General features: G+C 73.4%; 14 protein-coding genes. 7 read left to right on the forward strand and 7 right to left on the reverse strand.

The annotated features are described in order from the left end of the window. Window positions 1–156 precede the first annotated feature (156 nt). Both ACWDX6_RS13745 and ACWDX6_RS13750 read left to right on the forward strand, forming a co-directional pair. A complete protein-coding gene (locus tag ACWDX6_RS13745) occupies window positions 157–1815 on the forward strand; it encodes a catalase (protein ID WP_451485120.1) in 1659 nt (552 codons plus the stop codon). Between the two features lie 168 nt (window positions 1816–1983). Then, window positions 1984–3189: an amidohydrolase gene (locus ACWDX6_RS13750; RefSeq protein WP_451485121.1), complete on the forward strand. Its 1206-nt coding sequence runs from the start codon at window positions 1984–1986 to the stop codon at window positions 3187–3189. 102 nt (window positions 3190–3291) lie between these two features. Here the strand turns inward: ACWDX6_RS13750 and ACWDX6_RS13755 are convergent, their stop codons facing one another. Next, window positions 3292–4758: an aminotransferase class I/II-fold pyridoxal phosphate-dependent enzyme gene (locus ACWDX6_RS13755; RefSeq protein WP_451485122.1), complete on the reverse strand. Its 1467-nt coding sequence runs from the start codon at window positions 4756–4758 to the stop codon at window positions 3292–3294. A 281-nt stretch (window positions 4759–5039) separates the two neighbouring features. Here ACWDX6_RS13755 and ACWDX6_RS13760 point away from each other — a divergent pair, with 281 nt between their 5' ends. The 3 genes from ACWDX6_RS13760 (at window position 5040) to ACWDX6_RS13770 (ending at window position 10136) form a co-directional block, all read left to right on the forward strand. After that, entirely contained in the window at window positions 5040–6824 is a 1785-nt protein-coding gene (locus tag ACWDX6_RS13760) for an N-acetylglutaminylglutamine amidotransferase (RefSeq protein ID WP_451485123.1), read from the forward strand. Continuing rightward, window positions 6797–8920, forward strand: a complete 2124-nt coding sequence (locus tag ACWDX6_RS13765) for a S9 family peptidase (protein ID WP_451485124.1) — start codon at window positions 6797–6799, stop codon at window positions 8918–8920. Before ACWDX6_RS13760 ends, ACWDX6_RS13765 begins: the two co-directional genes overlap by 28 nt. Before the next feature lie 121 nt (window positions 8921–9041). Then, entirely contained in the window at window positions 9042–10136 is a 1095-nt protein-coding gene (locus tag ACWDX6_RS13770; protein ID WP_451485125.1) for a carboxylate-amine ligase, read from the forward strand. On the opposite strand, the gene ACWDX6_RS13775 is transcribed toward ACWDX6_RS13770, so the two are convergent. Next, entirely contained in the window at window positions 10111–11307 is a 1197-nt protein-coding gene (locus ACWDX6_RS13775; RefSeq protein WP_451485126.1) for a carboxylate-amine ligase, read from the reverse strand. The genes ACWDX6_RS13770 and ACWDX6_RS13775 overlap by 26 nt on opposite strands. Window positions 11308–11512: 205 nt before the next feature. On the opposite strand from ACWDX6_RS13775, the gene ACWDX6_RS13780 reads away from it, so the two are divergent. Both ACWDX6_RS13780 and opcA read left to right on the forward strand, forming a co-directional pair. Further along, the gene (locus ACWDX6_RS13780) at window positions 11513–12775 is read left to right on the forward strand and encodes an MFS transporter (RefSeq protein ID WP_451485127.1); all 1263 of its coding nucleotides are present in this window, start codon (window positions 11513–11515) and stop codon (window positions 12773–12775) included. A gap of 212 nt (window positions 12776–12987) precedes the next feature. Then, the gene (gene opcA, locus ACWDX6_RS13785; RefSeq protein ID WP_451485128.1) at window positions 12988–13950 is read left to right on the forward strand and encodes a glucose-6-phosphate dehydrogenase assembly protein OpcA; all 963 of its coding nucleotides are present in this window, start codon (window positions 12988–12990) and stop codon (window positions 13948–13950) included. A gap of 48 nt (window positions 13951–13998) precedes the next feature. Here the strand turns inward: opcA and ACWDX6_RS13790 are convergent, their stop codons facing one another. From ACWDX6_RS13790 to ACWDX6_RS13810, 5 genes are read right to left on the reverse strand one after another with little or no spacing between them, the layout of a single operon-like run. Next, a complete protein-coding gene (locus tag ACWDX6_RS13790) occupies window positions 13999–15234 on the reverse strand; it encodes an MFS transporter (RefSeq protein ID WP_451485129.1) in 1236 nt (411 codons plus the stop codon). Next, a complete protein-coding gene (locus ACWDX6_RS13795) occupies window positions 15231–15905 on the reverse strand; it encodes an ATP-binding cassette domain-containing protein (protein ID WP_451485130.1) in 675 nt (224 codons plus the stop codon). Before ACWDX6_RS13795 ends, ACWDX6_RS13790 begins: the two co-directional genes overlap by 4 nt. Continuing rightward, window positions 15902–16843: an ABC transporter ATP-binding protein gene (locus ACWDX6_RS13800; protein WP_451485131.1), complete on the reverse strand. Its 942-nt coding sequence runs from the start codon at window positions 16841–16843 to the stop codon at window positions 15902–15904. The genes ACWDX6_RS13795 and ACWDX6_RS13800 overlap by 4 nt, the downstream gene beginning before the upstream one ends. After that, complete coding sequence (locus tag ACWDX6_RS13805; protein WP_451485132.1) at window positions 16833–18569, reverse strand: ABC transporter permease subunit; 1737 nt, start codon at window positions 18567–18569, stop codon at window positions 16833–16835. The genes ACWDX6_RS13800 and ACWDX6_RS13805 overlap by 11 nt, the downstream gene beginning before the upstream one ends. Then, the gene (locus ACWDX6_RS13810) at window positions 18566–20083 is read right to left on the reverse strand and encodes an ABC transporter substrate-binding protein (RefSeq protein ID WP_451485133.1); all 1518 of its coding nucleotides are present in this window, start codon (window positions 20081–20083) and stop codon (window positions 18566–18568) included. Before ACWDX6_RS13810 ends, ACWDX6_RS13805 begins: the two co-directional genes overlap by 4 nt. Window positions 20084–20158 lie beyond the last annotated feature (75 nt).

Here is a 20158-nt window from a genome sequence, read left to right on the forward strand (position 1 = left end):
CCGCGTTTCCGTCCCGCTGTGCGGCCGCACACGGATCACGTTCTTACGGGCGCGGTTCGACGGAGCCGGTTAGACGCCCCCGACGGGCGGGTAACGGAGCATACTGCGACGTATAGGACGCAGTCGGAAGAAAATGCAGCAGAGGAGCCGAGGATCGTGACGGACGTTTCGAGCCAGGGTCCCGCACCCGGCGACGACCGGAAGGTACTCACCAACCGGCAGGGTCACCCTGTCTACGACAACCAGAACCAGCGCACCGTCGGGTCCCGGGGTCCGGCGACGCTGGAGAACTACCAGTTCCTGGAGAAGATCAGCCACTTCGACCGGGAGCGCATCCCCGAGCGTGTCGTCCACGCCCGCGGGGTCACCGCCTACGGCTACTTCGAGGCGTACGGTTCCTGGGGCGACGAGCCGATCAGCCGCTACACCCGCGCCAAGCTCTTCCAGGAGCGCGGCAAACGCACCGATCTCGCCGTCCGGTTCTCCACCGTGATCGGCGGCCGTGACTCCTCGGAGGCGGCGCGCGACCCGCGCGGGTTCGCGGTGAAGTTCTACACCGAGGACGGCAACTGGGACCTCGTCGGGAACAACCTGGGCGTCTTCTTCATCCGGGACGCGATCAAGTTCCCCGACGTGATCCACTCCCTCAAACCGGACCCGGTCACCTTCGAGCAGCAGCCGCGGCGGATCTTCGACTTCATGTCGCAGACCCCCGAGTCCATGCACATGCTGATGAACCTCTTCAGCCCGCGTGGCATCCCCGCCGACTACCGGCACATGCAGGGCTTCGGCGTGAACACCTACAAGTGGGTCAACGCCGAGGGCCGCACCGTCCTGGTGAAGTACCACTGGATGCCCAAGCAGGGTGTGCGCAGCATGACGGAGGAGGACGCCGCCAACGTCCAGGCGCAGGGCCTCGGCCACGCCACCAAGGACCTGTACGAGGCGGTGCGGCGCGGCGACTACCCGGAGTGGGAGCTGCTGGTCCAGATGATGGAGGACCACGACCACCCGGAGCTGGACTTCGACCCGCTGGACGACACCAAGACCTGGCCCGAGCAGGACTTCCCGCCCAAGCCGGTCGGCAAGATGGTGCTCAACCGGATGCCGGACAACTTCTTCGCCGAGAACGAGCAGATCTCCTTCGGTACCGGCGTGCTGGTCGACGGCCTGGACTTCTCCGACGACAAGATGCTGGTCGGCCGGACCTTCTCCTACAGCGACACCCAGCGCTACCGGGTCGGCCCGAACTACCTCCAGCTGCCGGTCAACCACGCCAAGAACGCCGACGTGCGCACCAACCAGCGCGACGGGTTCATGACGTACCACGTGGACGGCGCGGGCGAGAACCCCGACGTGAACTACGAACCGTCGATCCGGGGCGGTCTGCGGGAGGGCCAGTACCCCACGCACGACGAACAGGGTCCGGAGATCCGCGGCAGGCTCACCCGTAAGCGGATCGAGCGGACGAACGACTACATGCAGGCCGGGCAGCGCTATCTGCTGATGGAGCAGTGGGAGCGGGACGACCTGGTGCACAACCTCGTCAACCTGCTGAAGCAGTGCGACCGGCCGGTGCAGGAGCGGATGGTGTGGCACTTCCTCCTGGTCGAGAACGACCTCGGGCTGCGCGTCGGCGAGGGCATCGGCATCACCCCGCAGGACGTCGCGCACCTGGAGCCGCTCGCGAGCCAGGACCTCACCGACGAGGACCGCAAGCGCCTGGCCAACCTCGGGGAGAACCCGCCCCGGGACGTCGAGGGTCTGACGATGACGCACTGCGTGCCCGACGAGCGGCACGTCGTCACCCGCTGAGGCGCACGGCGCACGCACGGCGCGTGACGGGGGCCCGCCGCCCGGCGGGCCCCCGTCCTTGCGTGGGGGGCGCCCTCGCACGGGATCCGCGCCCGTTTCGGGGCATCGGGCGCCGGAGGCGTGGAACACGAGCGGAAGGCAGCGACAGCCGACTCGAGGAGGCCACCCGTGTCACACACCCCGGATTCGCTCTACGCCCGCATCGGGCAGGAGGTGGCCGCCCGCGCGGACCGGCTCTGGGATGTCGGCCTGGCCCTGCACCGCGAACCGGAGACGGCCTACGAGGAGCACGGCGCGGCCGGTCTGCTGGCGGACGAACTCGAGCGCGAGGGGTTCGTGGTGGAGCGCGGGGTGGCCGGGATGCCGACCGCCTTCGTCGCCCGGACGGGCCGGGCGGCCACGGCGGGCGACGGACCGTGCGTGGCCCTGCTGATGGAGTACGACGCGCTGCCGCTGCTCGGGCACGCCTGCGGCCACAACCTGATCGCGTCGGCCGGCCTCGGTGCGGCCACCGCGCTGCGGGCGGCGCTCGGCGAGGTCGACGGGACCCTGCTGGCCGTCGGGACTCCGGCGGAGGAGCGGGGAGGCGGCAAGGTCACGGAGGTGGAGGCCGGCCTCTTCGACGGGGTGGACGCGGCGCTGATGTTCCATCCGGGCGTCTACGACTGGTCATGGGCGCCGCTGACGGCCAGTGCCCAGGTCCGCGTCGGGTTCCACGGGCGCGCCGCGCACCCCACCGGCAGCCCCACGGAGGGGATCGACGCGCTGGGCGCGCTGATCCAGCTCTTCAACACGCTCGGCGTGCTGGACCGGCGGCTGCCCGGCGGATCGCACATCCAGGGGATCGTGACGGACGGCGGCCGGGCCACGAACATCGTCCCCGAGTACGCGGAGGGCCTGTTCGGACTGCGTGGCGGGACCACCTCGGCCCTGGAGAGGCTGGTGGAGGAGCTGCGCTCGTGCGCGCGGGGCGTGGCGCTGGCCACCCGTACACGGGTGGAGGTGACCGACGTGGGCGGCCGGTACGAGCACTTCCGCGACAACGACGTGCTGTCCGGATTGTTCGCCCACCACCTGGACCGGGCGGGCATCCGGCTGTCGGAGCCCGTGCCGGGCGTGTACCTGGGCTCGTCCGACATCGGCAACGTCAGCACGCGGGTGCCCGCGATCCATCCCTTCGTCGCCATCATGGGGCCGGAGGGTTCGGACCACACGCCCGCGTTCGCGGAGGCGGCGGCCGGTCCCCGCGGGCGGCGGGTGATGCTGGCCGCCGCGGAGGCGCTGGCCTGCACGGCGGCCGACGTCCTGCTGCGCGAGGACGTGCCGGAGCGGGCCTGGGAACGGTTCCGGCAGAAGGCCGCCGCGGGGCTGTGACGGGATCCGACCCAGGCGGGCCCCGGCCGTCACCGGGCCGGGCACCGACCCGGGCGCAGGGCCGGGCGCGGTCGGGCCGGCCGAGGTACCAGGCGCCGGAGGTCAGTCCTCGACCGTCACGCGTACGGTCTTGACCTCGGTGTCGGCGGCGTCCGGTACCACCATGCCCGCGTCGACGCCGCTCCGCAGATAGCGCAGCACCTCGGCGTTGAGCTTCTCACCGGGCAGCGCGGCCGGGATGCCCGGCGGGTACGGCGTGAGCATCTCGGCGCTGACGCGGCCGACAGCCTGCTCCCACGGCACCTGCTCGACCCGCCCGAAGAAGGCGTCACGCGGCAGCATGACCTGTTCGAGGCGGAGGTCGGCCGGATCCGGAACCTCCACCCGGGGCGCGGGCCGCAGCTCGCCGGCGTGGGCGGCGACGTCGCGCAGCGCGGCGATCAGGGCGTTGGCGGTGCGGCTGTCGTCGGCGTGGGTGAGCTGGGCGCTCGTGCGGCGATGGTCGGAGAGGTGCAGGTTGATCCGGTGGTGCTCGCGGATCCAGTCGGCGATCCGGTAACCGGTCGTCCCGAGGCCGGTGATGTCGACGATCACCTGGAGCGGGTCGAGGTCGGCGGAGCGGCCGGGCCCGCAGAAGTCGTCACGACCGTGGACGTGCATACCGTCGATCTCGGCGATCCGCGCGCGTACGTCCTTGGCCAGGGCGAGCGCGTCGTCGTAGAGGGCGTGGCCGTGCTGGACCATCTGGCGCCGCCACCCGTCGAGGGCCGCGTAGACGAGGACGGAAGGGCTGGTGGTGCCCAGCAGGTCCTCACGGTTCTTCAGCACCTCGGGTTCGATCAGATCGCCCTGGAGGTGGAAGACCGAGCCCTGCTCGAGCCCGGAGCCCATCTTGTGGACTGAGGTCACGCACACGTCCGCGCCCGCGTCCATCGCCCAGGTGGGCAGATCCGGGTGGAACGGGAGGTGGGCGCCCCACGCCTCGTCGACGATCAGCGGCACGCCGTGCTCATGGCATGTCCGGGCGATGGCGGGCAGGTCGGAGCAGGTGCCGTACGGCGTCGGTGTCGTGACCAGGGCGCCCCGCGCGTCGGGGTGCTCCGCGAAGGCGGCGCGGAAGGCGTCGGCGGACGGCGGGTGGGCGAGGTGCCGCTCCGCGTCCCACTGGGGGTCCACCCAGATCGGTACGATCCCGGCGAGCACGAGGCCCGAGACCACCGACTTGTGGGCGTCGCGCCCCACGAGCAGCTTCTCGTGCGGCCCGGCCACGGACAGCATGGCCGCCTTGACCGACAGGGAGCTGCCGCAGGTCGAGAAGAAGGTGTGCTCCGCTCCGACGGCGTCGGCCATCAGCTCCTGGGCCCTGGCGAGGACGCCGTGGGACGAGGTCCGGTCGTCCAGACCGCTGGTGGCCAGCACGTCGGACTGGAACACGGCGTCACCGAGGATCGCGCGTACGCGAGGATCGGCGCCGCGTCCCTGCTTGTGGCCGGGCGGGGTGAAAGGTGTCTGGTTCTCCACGTGGTACGCGGCCAGTGCGTCGAGTACGGGTGCCTGTGCATGGTCCATGGCACCCCGGCTTCCCCGCGAAACAGGACAAAAACTCCGCCATGGCGGGAGAGGGCGGCGGGGTCCCTGGTGGGGGCGTGCGGTTCCGGGCAGGCATGCGCCGCGATCAACGGGGAACCCGCCGTAGCGGAGCGGGCCGCCTCGCCACGTGAACGGAACGGCGGACGGACGCCCGCTCCCCGTCTTCGAGGAGTTGTGGTGACCGATTCATATGAGGTCGAGGAGGAGTACGAGGGCCCTGGTGGGCCGGGGGCGGGTGCGGCACGGCGGGGAGGTGCGGCATGTGCGGCCTGAGCGGTGAGATCCGCTTCGACGACCGGCGGCCCGACGTGGCCGCCGTGGAGCGCATGACCGACCGTCTCGCGGCCCGAGGGCCCGACGGCCGGGGGATCTGGTCGCAGGGCGCCGTGGCGCTCGGCCACCGGCGTCTGAAGATCATCGACCTGTCGGAGCGCGGCGCGCAGCCGATGACCGACACCGACGCCCGGCTGACGGGCGTGTTCAACGGCTGCGTGTACAACTACCAGGCGCTGCGGGACGAACTGCGGGCCCTCGGGCACCGGTTCTTCTCCACCTCGGACACCGAGGTGGTCATGAAGGCCTACGCGCAGTGGGGCACCGACTGCGTCGACCACTTCAAGGGCATGTTCGCCTTCGTCATCGTCGAGAACGACACCGGCCGCGTGGTGCTGGCCCGCGACCGGCTCGGGATCAAGCCGCTGTACCTGGCCCACGGGCCGGGCCGGCTCCGGTTCGCCTCCACGCTGCCCGCCCTGCTCGCCGGTGGCGGCGTGGACACCTCGCTGGACCCCGTCGCGCTGCACCAGTACCTGAGCTGGCATGCCACGGTGGCCGCGCCCCGGACCGTGCTCAACGGCGTGCGCAAGCTGCCGCCCGCCACGGTGCGCGTGGTGGAGCCGGACGGCTCCCACCACGACCGGTGCTACTGGCAGCCCTCGTACACCCGGCGCGCCGAGCACGCGGGCATGGACGCGGACGACTGGCGGGACGCGGTGCTGGACGCGCTGCGGACGGCGGTACGGCGCCGCATGGTCGCCGACGTGCCGGTCGGCGTGCTGCTCTCCGGCGGGCTCGACTCGTCCCTGATCGTGGGACTGCTGGCCGAGGCGGGCCAGAAGGACCTGGCGACGTTCAGCGTCGGATTCGAGTCGGAGGCCGGCGAGCAGGGCGACGAGTTCGCGTACTCGGACCTCATCGCCCGGCGCTACGACACCGACCACCACCAGCTGATGGTGCCCTCGGACCGGGTGTCGACCGCGCTCGACGGAGCGGTCCGGGCCATGAGCGAGCCGATGATCAGCCACGACGTGGTCGCCTTCCACCTGCTGTCCGAGCTGGTCTCCAAGGAGGTCAGCGTCGTGCAGAGCGGCCAGGGCGCCGACGAGGTGTTCGCCGGTTACCGCTGGTACCCGGACCTGGCCGCCGTCGAGCGCGAGCGGGAGCCGGAGACGTACGCCGAGGTGTACTTCGACCGGCCGCACTCCGACTTCGCCCGGATCCTCCAGCCGCACCTGCTCACCGGCCACGACGAGTCCGGCAGGTTCGTACGCGAGCACATGGCCGTGCCCGGGGCCGAGACCGCGCTCGACGCCGCCCTGCGGCTCGACACGCACGTCATGCTCGTCGACGACCCGGTCAAGCGCGTGGACAACATGACGATGGACTGGGGCCTCGAGGCCCGGGTGCCGTTCCTCGACCACGAGCTGGTCGAGCTGGCCGCCGCCTGCCCGCCGGAGCTGAAGCTGGCGCAGGGCGGCAAGGGCGTACTGAAGGACGCGGGCCGCGCGATCCTGCCCCGCGAGGTGGTCGACCGGCCCAAGGGCTACTTCCCGGTGCCGGCGATCCGCCACATGGCGGGGCCGGTCCTCGAACGGGTCCGTCAGGCCCTGGACGCACCCGAGGCCCGGGCGCGGGGCGTCTTCCGCGACGAGTACCTCGCGGAACTCCTCGCCGCCCCTGACCGCCACCGGACGAAGCGGGGAGCGAACGCCCTGTGGCACGTAGCGTTGCTGGAGATATGGCTGCAGACACACGGGATCAACTGACAGGAGCCCCCCGGGGGGCCATGCCGGGAGTCGTGCCAGGGCCGCCGCCCGGAGCCCCGTCGGCGGCGCCCGTACAGGTGCCGCTCGCCGACTCGGCCGGACCGTGGGACACTCCCCAGCCGCTGATCTCCCACGGCTGCTGGTATCCGTCCGGGGACCCCACGGGCGAGCACGTGGCGTTCATCTGCGACCGCACGGGCGTCCCCCAGCTGTGGACCGGGGAGGTGAACGGCCCCGAGATCCACCTGCTCGACGCCGACCCCGATCCGGTCACGGAAGTGGCTTGGTCCCCGGACGGACGCTGGATCGCCTACACGGTGGCCCCGGGAGGCGGCGAGCACACCCGGGTGCTGTGCGTACGCCCGGACGGTACCGGCCGCCGTGTCGTGGCGGGCGCGGACGCCGACAGCTCGGCCTACCTGGGCTGCTGGACACGGGACGGCTCGGGCCTTGCGGTCACGGTGGCGGAGCCGCCGCCGGCCCGCCTGTGGCACGGCGAGGCGAGCGGCCCCGACGGGGCGGTGCGGGGCGAGCTGAGCGGGCCGGAGGCCCTGGACGGGGCGGGCGTCCTGGACGGGTTGGAGCGGGGAGAGCTCAGTGGGGCGGACGGGCTGGGTGGGGCGCCGGACCGGCTCAGTGCGTATCTCGTCGACCCCGACGGAGTCCGGTCGCCCGTACTCCTCGCCACCGAGTCCGGGGCCGCGACGCTGCGCGTCTGCGACATCAGCGAGGACGAGCGGTTCGCGCTGGTACGCAGAGGGCCGCGCGGCCGGCGGGAGGCGGTGGTCGTGCGCACCGCCGACCTCGGCACCGGGTCCGTGCTGCGGGTTGCCGACGGCGATCCGTGGATCGGCCGCTTCGGGCCGGACGGCCGCACGCTGTGGCTCCGGAGCGACCACGAACGGCAGTTCGCCGCGCTGCTCGCGGCCGCGCTGGACGAGGACGGCACGCGCCTCGGGCTCTCCGTCGTGGCCGAGCGCGAGGACTGCGACCTGGAGCTCCTCGCCTTCGCCGAGGACGGCCGCACGGCCGCCCTCGGCTGGAACGTGCGGGGCGCCGTCGAACTGCAGACCCTCGGCCTCCCGGCGGCCGGCCAGGTGCCCAGCGGGGCCGCGACCGGCACCACGCCGCCCCGGGACGTACCGCTGCCGCACGAGGTGGTCACGCGGATCACCCGGTCCGGACCGGACGGGATGGTGCTGGCGGTCTCCGGTTCCCAGCGCCGCCCGGGAGTGTGGTGGGTGCCCCCGGACGCGCCCTCGGCCCGTACGCCGTGGTCGTCGCGGGACGAGGACGCCGTACCGCCGGGCAGGCCGCCCGTACGGCCCGTTCCGCTGCGGCCGGTCGCCCGTGACGGGCTCGCGCTGGGTGGCTGGTACTACCGGGCGCCGGGCCGCGCCGCCGGCCGGCCGGCGCCGTGCGTGATCCACCTGCACGGTGGGCCGGAGGAGCAGGAACGGCCCGTGTTCGACCCGCTGTACCACGAATTGCTGGGCAGAGGGCTCGACGTCTTCGCGCCCGACGTCCGCGGCTCGTCCGGCTGGGGACGGTCGTTCGTGGACGCCGACCTCGGTACGGGGCGGTTCGCCGCGATCGAGGATGTCGCCGCCTGTGCGGCGCACGCGGTCCTGACCGGCCGCGCGGACCCGACCCGGCTCGCGGTGATGGGGCGCTCGTACGGCGGCTATCTGACCCTTGCCAGCCTCGTATGGCATCCGGAGCTGTTCCGCACGGGCATCGCGGTGTGCGGGATGTCCGACCTCACGACGTTCTTCGAGGGGACCGAGCCGTGGATCGCGGAGTCGGCGGCCCACAAGTACGGCCATCCGGTGCGCGACCGGGAGTTGCTCCGTGCGCTGTCTCCCATGAGCCGTATCGACGAACTGCGCGTACCGCTGCTCGCGGTCCACGGCGAGCACGACACCAACGTTCCGCCGGGCGAGTCCGAGCAGGTGGTGCGTGCCGCGCGGGAGCGGGGGCTGACGGCCGAGCTGCTGATGCTCCGCGACGAGGGCCACGACTTCCGGCGGGCGGACAACCGGCGGCTGTTCCGCCGTACCGCCGCCGACTGGATGGAGCGCCACCTCAGCGGCTGAGCGGAGCGGTGCCGCTCGCCCGCCGGCACCGCCCTCGCCCTCCGCTGAGGGCGTTTGGCTCTCGCGTCGACGGGACCGCGCTCGTCCGATTCATCCCCTTGTCCCGGGGTACTGGCACGGCATGATCACCATTGGGGTCGAGGAAGAGTACATGCTGCTCGATCCGGACACCTTCCTGCCGGTACCGCTCGCGGAACAGGTACGGGAGGCGGCCGGTCTCGGGCCGATCGTCGAAGAGGCCGAGGTCCAGTCGGAGCTGCTGCAGGCGCAGGTGGAGGTCGCCACGCCCATCTGCACCGACCTGGAGGAGGTCGGCGGCCATCTGCTGCGCCTGCGGCACGCGGTCGGCGCGGCGGCGGAGAAGAACGGCTGCCGCCTCGCGGCCTGCGGGACGCCCCCGTATCGGCAGGTCGGGCCGGTCCCGGTCACCCGCCAGGCCCGCTATCTGGCGATGCGTTCCCAGGCCCCGCAACTCGTGGCGGAGCAGCTGGTCAACGGCATGCATGTGCACGCCGCCGTGCCGGACCGGGCGATGGGCGTCGCGGTCCTGAGCCGTATCCGGGTCTGGCTCCCGGTCCTGGTCGCCATGTCCGCGAACTCACCCCTCTGGGACGGCGACGACACCGGCTTCGCGAGCTGGCGCACGGTGATCTTCGGCCGCTGGCCGGTCAGCGGCCCGCCGCCCAGCTTCAGCTCGCTCGCCGATCACGAGAGCCGTGTCCGGTCGCTCCTGGACAGCGGCGTCATCACCGACACCGGTCAGCTGTACTGGCAGGCCCGCCTGTCCGACCGTTACCCGACGGTCGAGGTCCGCTGCTCGGACGTCCAGCTCCGGGCCGACACGGCGGTCATGCTCGCCGGGATCGTCCGCGCGCTGGTCGCGACGGCGATACGTGAGGAGAAGGCGGGAGCCCCGCTGCCGCACTGCCCGCCCGAACTGCTCCAGGCGTCGAACTGGCACGCCGCACGGCACGGGTTGACCGGCCTGCTGGTCGACCCGGCCGGCCGGGCGCGCCGGGCCGGTGACGTGCTGTGCATGCTGCTCGACCATGTCACGCCGGCCCTCGACGAGGCAGGCGACACCCGTGAGGTGACCTCGCTGGCCCACCGCCTGCTCCAGGAGGGCACCCCGGCGGACCGGCAGCGCCAGGCACTGGCCGAGGGCGGCATGCCGGCCCTCGTGGAACTGATCACCGAGGAGACGGTCGCTCCCTGACGCTCCGGGTCGAGTGCGCCCCCAGGAGGTCCGGGTGGGTGATCTCGCGAGGCGCGGTCGGGCGTGAGCGGCGGCGGGTGGGTTGTTCGCCGCGGGTTTCCGCGACCAGGAGGTCCACGCCCGCCAGCAGGTCGTCCCGCGCGGCCGTCTCCCGCAGGCGGTGGGCCGCGCTGCCCGCGCTCACCGTCCGTCGGGCCAGTTCCCGGACCAGGTCCCAGTCGCCGTGCTCCTCCAGCATGGGACGCGTGTGCCGCAGCAGGGTCTGCACGACCTGGGCCGCGGCTGCCGGGCGGCGGGTCTCCGGATCGATCAGCTCCCCCTCCAGCCCCGAACGGGCGGCGCGCCAGGTCGCCGCGCGCAGCCATTCGTGTCTGCCGTCGCATCCCGTACGGCCGCCGGACGCCGCCAGCCGGGCACAGGCGTCCGTCACCAGCGCGCGGAACAGCCCGGCGAGCAGCACCACCGTCTCGACGCGGGGGCAGGCGTCGCAGACGCGCAGCTCCAGGGTCTGCTGGTGGGCGGACGGCCGCACGTCGTAATAGATCATCCCCGCGTCGCTGATCACCCCCGACCCGATGAGCCCCGCCACGGCCCGGTCGTAGTCCTCGGCGCCCGCGAAACAACCGGCCGGACCTGCCGTGGGCCAGCGCTGCCACACCATCGTCCGCCAGCTCGCGTAACCGGTGTCGGAACCGAGCCAGAACGGGGAGCTGGCCGACAGCGCCAGCAGGGGCGGCAGCCACGGCCCCACCGCGCACATGGCGCGTACGGCGGTCTCGTGGTCCGGGATGTCCACATGCACCTGCGCGCCGCATATCAGCTGTTCCTCGGCGACCCGGCGGTACTCGCGGGCCATCTTCTCGTAGCGCGGCGCGGGCGTGATGCGGACGGACTCGACCCGGCCGAGCGGGGCTGCGCCGGCGGCGACGACGGCCAGGCCCTGACGCGACGCGGCCGCGTCGAGACGGCGGCGGGAGCGGCACAGGTCGGCGTGGAGTTCCCGCAGGGAGGTATGGACCTCGCTATTGGTCTCGACCATCGACTGTGACAGCTCGTGCGTGTACGTCCTGCGGGGCAGCCCTGCCAGCAGCGCGTCGGCGCGGGGTACGAGCGACCCGCTCTCCACGTCGATCACATGGAACTCTTCCTCAACCCCTATGCGAACGGTCACGACCACTCTCCAGGGACGGGGTCGACCGTCGTCGGGTCGACTGTATGTGCGGCACATGCCCCGATCTGATGCTTTTAGGCCCATCTCCCTCCGCCGCGGCCTGCCAGCCCGCAAAAAGGCCCGCGCTTGCAAGTAAAGCGCGCATGCAAGTATTGTGGACGCAAGCAAAGCGCCTCCGCAAACACTTTTTGGAAGGTCACTCCTCATGCCGCTCGCGCTTCTCGCCCTCGCGATGGGGGCCTTCGGAATCGGTACGACAGAATTCGTGATCATGGGCTTGCTGCCCGATGTCGCGGCCGATTTCGGTGTCTCCATCCCCACCGCCGGCTTCCTCGTCACCGGCTACGCCCTCGGCGTCGTCGTGGGCGCGCCGCTGCTGACCGTGCTCGGCACCAAGGTGACCCGCAAGCGGATGCTGATGATCCTCATGGGGCTGTTCGTGCTCGGCAACGCGCTGTCCGCCGTCGCCCCCAGCTTCGGCCTCATGGTGGCCGGCCGGATCGTCGCCTCCCTCGCCCACGGTGCCTTCTTCGGAATCGGCTCCGTCGTGGCGGCCGAGCTGGTCGCACCGGAGAAGAAGGCCGGCGCCATCGCCATGATGTTCACGGGCCTCACCGTCGCCAATGTCGTCGGCGTCCCCGGCGGCACCCTCATCGGCCACGCCATCGGCTGGCGCACCACGTTCGTCATCGTCGCCGCGCTCGGCGTCGTCGGTCTCCTCGGCATCGCCCGGCTCGTCCCCGACACGCCGAAGCCCGAAGGCGTTCGCGTACGGCACGAACTGGCCGCGTTCAAGAACGCCCAGGTGCTCCTCGCCATGGCGATGACCGTGCTCGGCTTCGGCGGGGTCTTCGCCGCCATCACCTACATCGCCCCGATGATGACCGAGGTCGCCGGCTACGCCGAGTCCTCCGTCACCTGGCTCCTCGTCCTGTTCGGACTCGGCATGGTCGTGGGCAACCTCGTCGGCGGCAGGTACGCCGACCGCAGGCTGATGCCGATGCTCTTCATCTCCCTCGGCGCGCTCGCCGTCGTTCTCGCGCTGTTCACGCTGACGGCCCACGACAAGGTCCTGGCGGCGATCTCCGTCGCGCTCGTCGGCGCCCTCGGCTTCGCCACCGTGCCGCCGCTGCAGAAGCGGGTCCTCGACCACGCGCACGGGGCGCCGACCCTCGCCTCCGCCGTCAACATCGGTGCCTTCAACCTCGGCAACGCGCTCGCCGCCTGGCTCGGTGGCCTCGTCATCGCGGCCGGCCTCGGCTACACCGCGCCCAACTGGGTCGGTGCCGCCCTGGCAGCCGCCGCGCTCCTGCTGGCCTTCGTCTCGGCCGGCCTCGAACGCCGGGACCGGGCGGCGGGCCGGGGTATGACGGGGCACGTCGCCGCCGGACAGGCCCGCGCGCGGACCGCCGACGCCGAGCTCTCCGAGGCCGCCGCCGACCGGCCGACCGCGTCCGCCCTCCACTGACGGCACGCTGACGGCCACACGGCACCCACGCGCCACGCGGCCCGCCGCCCCTACCGCTCCGGACGCCGGTACGGCGAGTCGTCGACCGATTCCCGGCCGGTTCCCCTCCCGTACCGAAGAGTTCGAGAGGCTGTGGAAGAACCCCGGCACGTCGAGTGCTACGGGAACACCGGCAGACTTGCTCGTACGAGACGGAAGGAACGGGCACGGTCATGAAGATCGATCTCACCGACACCACCTCAAGCAAGATCAACAAGGCGATCCTGTCCGGCCGCCGGTCCATCGGGATGCCGGCCGTCGGAATGGTGCTCACGCTCGTCATCGTCACCGACGAGGAGAACGCCTACGACTCGCTCAAGGCCGCCAACGAGGCGTCGCACGAGCACCCCTCGCGCACGCTCGTGGTGATCAAGCGGCACGCCCGTTCGCCGCGCGAGAGGCACGAGGCCCGCCTGGACGCGGAGGTCCGCGTGGGCAGCGACGCGGGCGCCGGTGAGACCGTACTGCTGCGGCTGCACGGTGAGCTCGGCGCGCGCGCCGACTCCGTCGTCCTGCCGCTGCTGCTGCCCGACGCGCCCGTCGTCGTCTGGTGGCCGGTGGACGCGCCCGAGGTGCCGTCCAAGGACCCGCTGGGCGCGCTCGCCCAGCGCCGGATCACCGACGCGTACGCCGTCGAGGATCCCCTGGCGGCGCTCGCGGCGCGCGCCGCGTCGTACGCCCCCGGCGACACCGACCTGGCCTGGACCCGGCTCACCCCGTGGCGTTCGATGCTCGCCGCGGCGCTCGACCAGGCCCGTACGACCGTGGTCTCGGCCGCCGTGGAGAGCGAGGCCGACAATCCCAGCGCCGAGCTGCTGGCCCGCTGGTTCGCGGACCGGCTCCGGGTCCCGGTCGAGCAGGTCGTCACCGAAGGGCCGGTCATCACGGCCGTCCGGCTGGGCACGCCCGACGGGGAGATCCGCATCGACCGGCCCGAGGGGCCGGTGGCGAGGCTGGTCATCCCCGGTCAGCCCAGCCGCGTCCTGGCCCTGAAGGTACGGACGACCGCCGAGCTGATCGCGGAGGAGCTGCGCCGCCTCGACCCCGACGAGATCTACGCCTCGGCCCTGCGCGCCCAGATCATCCCGCCGTCGCCGGCCCCGCCGCTGACGGAGCCCTCGCCCGCCGCACCCTGACCGGGGCGGGCCGCCCCTCCCCCTACCGCACGGCGCCGGACGGCATGGTCATCGCGCATCCGACGTCGGCGCGCCGACCTTCGCGAGCCGATCGCGGCGGGTCACCGTACGGGGGACGAACACCATGCCGAGGAGCGGCACCAGACCGAGGACGAGCCAGGGCACCGGACCCGGCCGTTCCAGAAGCGCTCCGGCCGGGGCCGCGCCCAGCAGCACCACCAGGCCGGAGAGGGACGAGAGCGCACCCGTGAACAGCCCGAGCCGCTCGGGATCGACAAGCTCCGGTACGCATGCGCGGGCCGCCGGGACGACCAGCATCTGGCCGAGGGTGAGGAGCACGGTGAAGGCGACGGCCGGCCACAGGCCCCCGAGGGTGAGCAGCGCGCCGGTCGCCGCGAACGCCACCCCGATCAGCGCCAGTCCGCAGCGGACCATGCCCGGCCAGCTCAGCCGCGCCGCCGCCCGGCGCTCCAGCGGCAGCTGGCCGACGACGACCAGCACGGAGGAGAGGGCGAACAGCCAGCCGAGCGCCTGCTGCGAGCCGGTGGCCCGGTCGAGCTCGGCCGGCAGCGCGAGATAGAGCTGGTTGTACGAGAGGAGGTAGGCCGAGTACGCGAGGGCGAGGCCCAGGAAGCGGCGGTTGCGCAGCAGCGGCCGCCACTGCGTCGCGGCCCGCCGTCCTTCGGGCCGGGCGTGGGGCATGAGGCGCCAGTGACCGGCCAGGACGACGGCGAACACCACGGCCCCGGCCAGGCAGGCGGCCCTGAAGTGGTCGCCCGAGGTGCCGTCCTCGCCCGAATCCGTTCCGTACAGCAGCAGCGCGCCGACGACCGGTCCGACGAGGGCGCCCGCCTGACCGCCGGTGGAGAACAGGGCCAGCGTCCGGGTGCGGGGCGGGCCCCCGCCGCTCTCGACGCGGACGGCCTCGCGCGCGATCTCCGTCTCGACCGCCGGGGAGAAGAGGGCGGCGGCGAACCCGACCAGGACGACGGCACCGGCGACCGCCCAGGTGGAGGCGGCGAAGGCGAGCCAGACGAAGCCCGCGACGCGCAGCGCGCAGCCGGTGAGGACGACGGGCCGGGCGCCGTACCGGTCGGTCAGCGCGCCGCCGACGACGAACATGCCCTGCTGGCTGAAGGTGCGCAGGCCCAGGATCAGCCCGACCAGCCAGCCGCCGAGGCCCAGGGCGCCGCCCAGGTGGTCGGCGAGGTAGGGCAGCACGGCGAAGAAGCCGACGTTGAAAGCGAACTGACTGGTGATCAGCAGTCGGGTCAGGGGGGTCACGCGACGAGCTTTCCGTTCCGCATGGTGAGGACGCGGTCGCTCATGTGCCGCACGGCCGCCATGTCGTGGGAGATGAAGAGGCAGCCGAGGCCGAGCCGGTCCTGGAGGTCGAGGAGGAGATTGAGGACGCCGGCCCGCAGGGACGGGTCGAGCGCCGAGACGGGTTCGTCGAGGACGAGGAGGTCGGGCTCGCTCGCCAGGGCGCGGGCGATGCCCGCCCGCTGGCACTGGCCGCCGGACAGCTCGTGTGGCAGCCGCTCGCCGTGGGAGTCGTCGAGGCCGACGCTGTCCAGGAGTTCGGCGACCCGGCCGGGCCCCGCCGTCCGCGACCAGCGCCCCTGGACGCGCAACGGCTCGGCGATCTGCTCGCGGATCCGTCGGCGCGGGCTCAGGGAGCCGTACGGGTCCTGGAAGACCGGCTGGAAGCGCGGCCGTACCGCACGCAGCTCCCGCCCGCCAAGCCCGGTCAGCTCCAGGCCGTCGAAGCGGACCGAGCCGCTGTGCGGGCGCCGCAGCTGGAGCACGGCCGCTGCGGTGGAGGACTTCCCGCAGCCGGACGGGCCGACGAGCCCGACCGTCTCACCGGCGCCCACCTGGAACGAGACCCCGTCGACGACGGTGGCCGATCCGTACCGTACGACCAGGTCGCGGACGTCGAGCAGCGGGTTCATGCGGTCTCCGGGACGGTGGCGAGATGGCAGGCGACCTCGCGACCGTCGACGGAGCGGGGCTCGGGTGCCCGGGTGCGGCAGTGGTCGACGGCATGCGGGCAGCGGGGGGCGAAGGCGCAGCCCGTCGGCGGCTCGCCCGGCGCGGGCGGGCGGCCGGGCAGGGCGGGCAGCCGGGTCCTCGGCCTGCCGTCGACGGCCGGCAGGGAGGCGAGCAGACCGGCGGTGTACGGCGCCAGAGGCCGGTTCAGCACCCGCTCCACCGGCCCGTACTCGGCCAGGAGCCCGGCGTAGACGACCGCCATCCGGTCGGCGTGGGCGCGTACGACCCCGATGTCATGGGTGACCAGGACGAGGGAGGCGCCGGTGGCCGAGCACCGCTCGCGGAGGAGCCCCAGAACCCTCTCCTGGGTCTCGGGGTCCAGGGCGGTGGTGGGCTCGTCGGCGACGACGAGCGCGGGTTCGTTGACCAACGCCATCGCGAGCACCACGCGTTGCCGCATGCCGCCGGAGAACTCGTGCGGATGGCAACGGGACTTGGCGGCCGGGATGCCGACCGCCTCCAGGGCGGCCTCGGCCCGCCGCCGCGCATCCCTCCGGGTAAGACCCTGGACCGACCGCAGGGCGAGCGACAGTTGCTCGCCCACGGGATGGACGGGGGAGAGGGCCGACAGCGAGTCCTGGGGTACGAGCGCGACACGGCGGCCCCAGTCGGCGGGCGTGACCGGCGCGCCGTTCAGGAGCACCACCCCGTCGACCGACGCCCCGCGCGGGACCATGCCGAGCAGGGCGCGGGCGGTCAGGGACTTCCCGGCCCCCGACTCGCCGACCAGGGCCAGGACCTCACCGGGGAGCACCTCGAAGGAGACGCCGCGCACCACGTCCACACCGTCGAATCCGACGCGCAGCCCGCGCACCGAGAGCACAGGGTCAGACCGCACCACGGGCCGCCTTTCCTCGTACGGACAGGGACAGGGACAGAGCCCGGGCGCGGGGCCGGACCGCGGCGAGCGTGACGGCGAGCGCCGCCAGCAGCGCCAGCGCGATCGCGGGCGCCAGGGCCGCCACCGGTGCCCGCTCGACGTAGTCGGCGGACTCGTCCAGCAGCAGACCCCACTCCGGGGACGGCGGCTGCGCGCCGAGCCCGAGGAAGCCGAGCGAGGCCAGCGCCAGCGCGATGCCGGGCAGGCGCAGCACGGCGTGCCGGCCGACCGGGCCGGCCACGGACGGCAGGACGTGACGGCTCACGATCCACAGCGGACTCGCGCCCATGGCCCGCTGCGCCGAAAGGAACGCGGAGGCGCGCACCTCCTGGGTGAGGGCCGCCGCATGGGCCGCGAGCGGAGGCCAGGAGACCACGGTGACGGCGAGCGCCGCGGCGCCGGTGCCGGGTCCCGTCGCGGCGGCCACCAGGATGCCGGCGACGACCGGGGGCACGGCGTTGGCGATGTCGGCGAGGCCGGAGGCGAGCCGCGGCAGGAAGCCGAGCCCGAGGGCGAGCAGATACCCGAGCAGACCGACACCGGCCGCCGTGCCGATCGTCGACGCCGCGCCGTGCCCGAGCCGGGCGAGGACATCGCGGCCCAGCGCGTCGGTGCCCAGCGGGTGCGCGGGGGAGGGGGCGGCGAGACGGGCCGCGGTGTCGATCGCGTACGGCTCACGGAGCAGCCCCCAGCCGATCACGGCGAGCAGGACCGCGCCGAGGACGACCGGGACGGCGGCGGGGACCGGGACAGGGCGGGCGGCGGGCAGCGTGAGGCCGGCGTCGCGCAGCGCGGGCCCCAGCAGCCTGCGGCGTACGGCGGCGGCCAGCGCGCCCACGAGCAGTCCGAGCGCCAGCAGCGCGAGCACCGATCCCTGGAGGAGCGGCAGATCCTGAGACTTGGCCGCGCCCAGGGCCGTACGGCCGAGGCCGGGTACCGCGAAGACGGTCTCCACGGCGACCGCGCCGCCGGTCAGACCGACCGCCACCATGCCGAACTGCGGCACCAGCGGCGGCAGCGCGCGCCGCAGCGCGGCCGCGGCGATCCGCGCCCTTCCGACACCCGCGCCGCGCCACAGCTCCACCCAGCGCTCGTCGAGGACGGCGGGCAGGGCGTCGGCGACCAGCCGGCCGAGCAGCGCGCCCGCCGGGACGCCGAGGGCGAGCGCCGGGAGCACCAGATGCGCCGGGCCGGCCCAGCCGGAGGTCGGGAACCAGCCGAGCCAGACGCCCGCCACGATCAACAGGCCGAGGGCGAGCAGGAATTCGGGGACGGCGGCGAGCGCCGCCGCCCATGCCCCCGTGGTGGCCCGCCCCCGGACGAGTACCGGCGCGGCCAGGAGGGAACCCAGCAGCAGTGCCACGGCGAGCGCCGCGCCCATCAGGGCCAGGGACACCTGGAGCCCGGCGGCGACCGAGGGCAGCACGTCCGTGCCGGACACCCAGGAGACCCCGAGGTCCCCGCGGAGCAGACCGCCCGCCCAGCCGCCGAGGAGTCCGAGCGGACCCGCGTCCAGGCCGAGGTCCGCGCGGATCGCGGCCAGCGCCTCGGGTGTCGGCTCCTGCTCGGCGGAGCGCGCCCGCAGCAGGCTCAGCGCGGGATCCTTGCCCGAGAGCCACGGCAGCAGTCCGGTCACGGTGAGGACCGCGACCAGGCCGGCGGCCCTCGCCAGTGCCGTCCTCACTCGACGGAGGTGTCGAGCGTGACGAGGGCGCGCTCCCGGGGGTCGTGCGCGGCGCCGCGCACCCGGGCCGCGTCGCCCTGGACGACGCGCTCGTGCAGCAGGGGTACGGCGGCGTCGGTGGCCAGGACGGCGGCCTCGGCCCGGACGACGGCCCGGCGCCGCGCGTCCCCGGTCGCGGTCGTCGCGGCCGCGGCCAGGGCGCGGTCGACGGCGGGGTCGGCGAGCTGCGAAATGTTGAAGGAGCCGTCGCCCGCGAAGTCGCTGTACAGGTAGGCGGCCGGGTCGCCGGAGTCGAGGACGGTGGCCCGGGACAGGATGAAGGCGTCGAACTTGCCGGCCAGGGCGTCGGCCTCGATGTTGGCGTACTCGCGTACGTCGAGCGTGACCTTGAACCCGGCGGCCTGGAGCTGCTGCTGGAGGACCTGGGCGACCTCGGGCAGCTCGGCCCGGTCGGTGAAGGTGCCGATGGTGATGCGGGCGCCCCCGGGGGCGGCGGCCCGCTGGTGCGGGACCGTGCCGCGCAGCTTCGCGGCCCAGGGCAGGGCGGGACCGAGGAGGCCGCCGGCGACGTCGGCCCGGCCCTCGTACACGCTCGTCACGATCTGCCGTGCGTCGATCGCCTCGCGCGCCGCCGCCCGCAGCCCGGCGTTCTTGAACGGGCCGGAGGAGGTGTTCAGGTACAGGGTGTTGGTGCGCGGCATCGGCACCTCGGTGATGAGCTTCTGGTCGAGCAGCCGGGCCTGCGAGACCGGCACGGCCTCGACGATGTCGGCCTCGCCGCTGCGCAGCGCCGCGGCGCGCGCGGTGCCGTCGGGGACGAAGGTCACGTCGATGCCGGAGGCCTTGGCGCGCCCGCCCCAGTAGCCGTCGTAGCGGTTCAGCGCCGCGGACGCGGTGCCCCGTACGGCGACGAGCTCGAAGGGTCCGGTGCCGGTGCCGACCGGGCTCACCGTCTTCCCCCGGTAGGCCTTGGCGGCCAGGATCGACAGCTGCGGGGAGCTGAGCCGCTGCGGTACGAGGGGGTCCGGGGCGGCCGTGGAGACGGTGACCGTGTGCGGGCCGGCGGCCCGGACGGTGAGGTCGACGCCGTCGAGGATGCGCGGCTTCGGCGCGGCGCCGGCGGCCACGGTCAGGGACTTCACGACGGAGGCGGCGGTCAGGGCCGTGCCGTCGTGGAAGGTGACGCCCTCGCGGAGGGTGAACGTCCACGTCCGGCCGGTCTGCTTCCACGCGGTGGCGAGGGCGGGGGTGGCGTTGCCGTCCTTGTCGAGGGAGACGAGGGTCTCGGCGGTGGACCAGCGGGAGAGTTTGAACGCGTCGTCGGAGAGGGGGGAGAGGCCCGAGCGCGGCGGCTGCATCATCGCCACGCGGACCCGTCCGTCGCCGGAGCCGCCGGACGCGTCCGATCCGGACTGGCCGGCGAAGCATCCGCTGAGCAGGGCGGAGGCGGTGGTCAGCGCCAGGGCGGACAGCAGTCCGCGGCGGCGTATGGAGGAGGGCGAGGGCAGGGGCAAGGGAGGTCACCTGGGTGTGCGCGGGGTGGGTGGAGCACCGAACCCTAGCATTATGACAATCGTTTTCATCCGGGG

The organism is Streptomyces sp. NPDC003027 (genome assembly GCF_053591435.1).

Excerpts from the sequence above, each read along its gene's own strand:
- ACWDX6_RS13780 (WP_451485127.1), top strand. The coding sequence starts at position 11,513 with ATGCCGCTCGCGCTTCTCGCCCTCGCGATGGGGGCCTTCGGAATCGGT.
- ACWDX6_RS13795 (WP_451485130.1), bottom strand. The coding sequence starts at position 15,905 with ATGAACCCGCTGCTCGACGTCCGCGACCTGGTCGTACGGTACGGATCG.
- ACWDX6_RS13755 (WP_451485122.1), bottom strand. The coding sequence starts at position 4,758 with ATGGACCATGCACAGGCACCCGTACTCGACGCACTGGCCGCGTACCAC.
- ACWDX6_RS13770 (WP_451485125.1), top strand. The coding sequence starts at position 9,042 with ATGATCACCATTGGGGTCGAGGAAGAGTACATGCTGCTCGATCCGGAC.
- ACWDX6_RS13760 (WP_451485123.1), top strand. The coding sequence starts at position 5,040 with ATGTGCGGCCTGAGCGGTGAGATCCGCTTCGACGACCGGCGGCCCGAC.
- opcA (WP_451485128.1), top strand. The coding sequence starts at position 12,988 with ATGAAGATCGATCTCACCGACACCACCTCAAGCAAGATCAACAAGGCG.
- ACWDX6_RS13765 (WP_451485124.1), top strand. The coding sequence starts at position 6,797 with ATGGCTGCAGACACACGGGATCAACTGACAGGAGCCCCCCGGGGGGCC.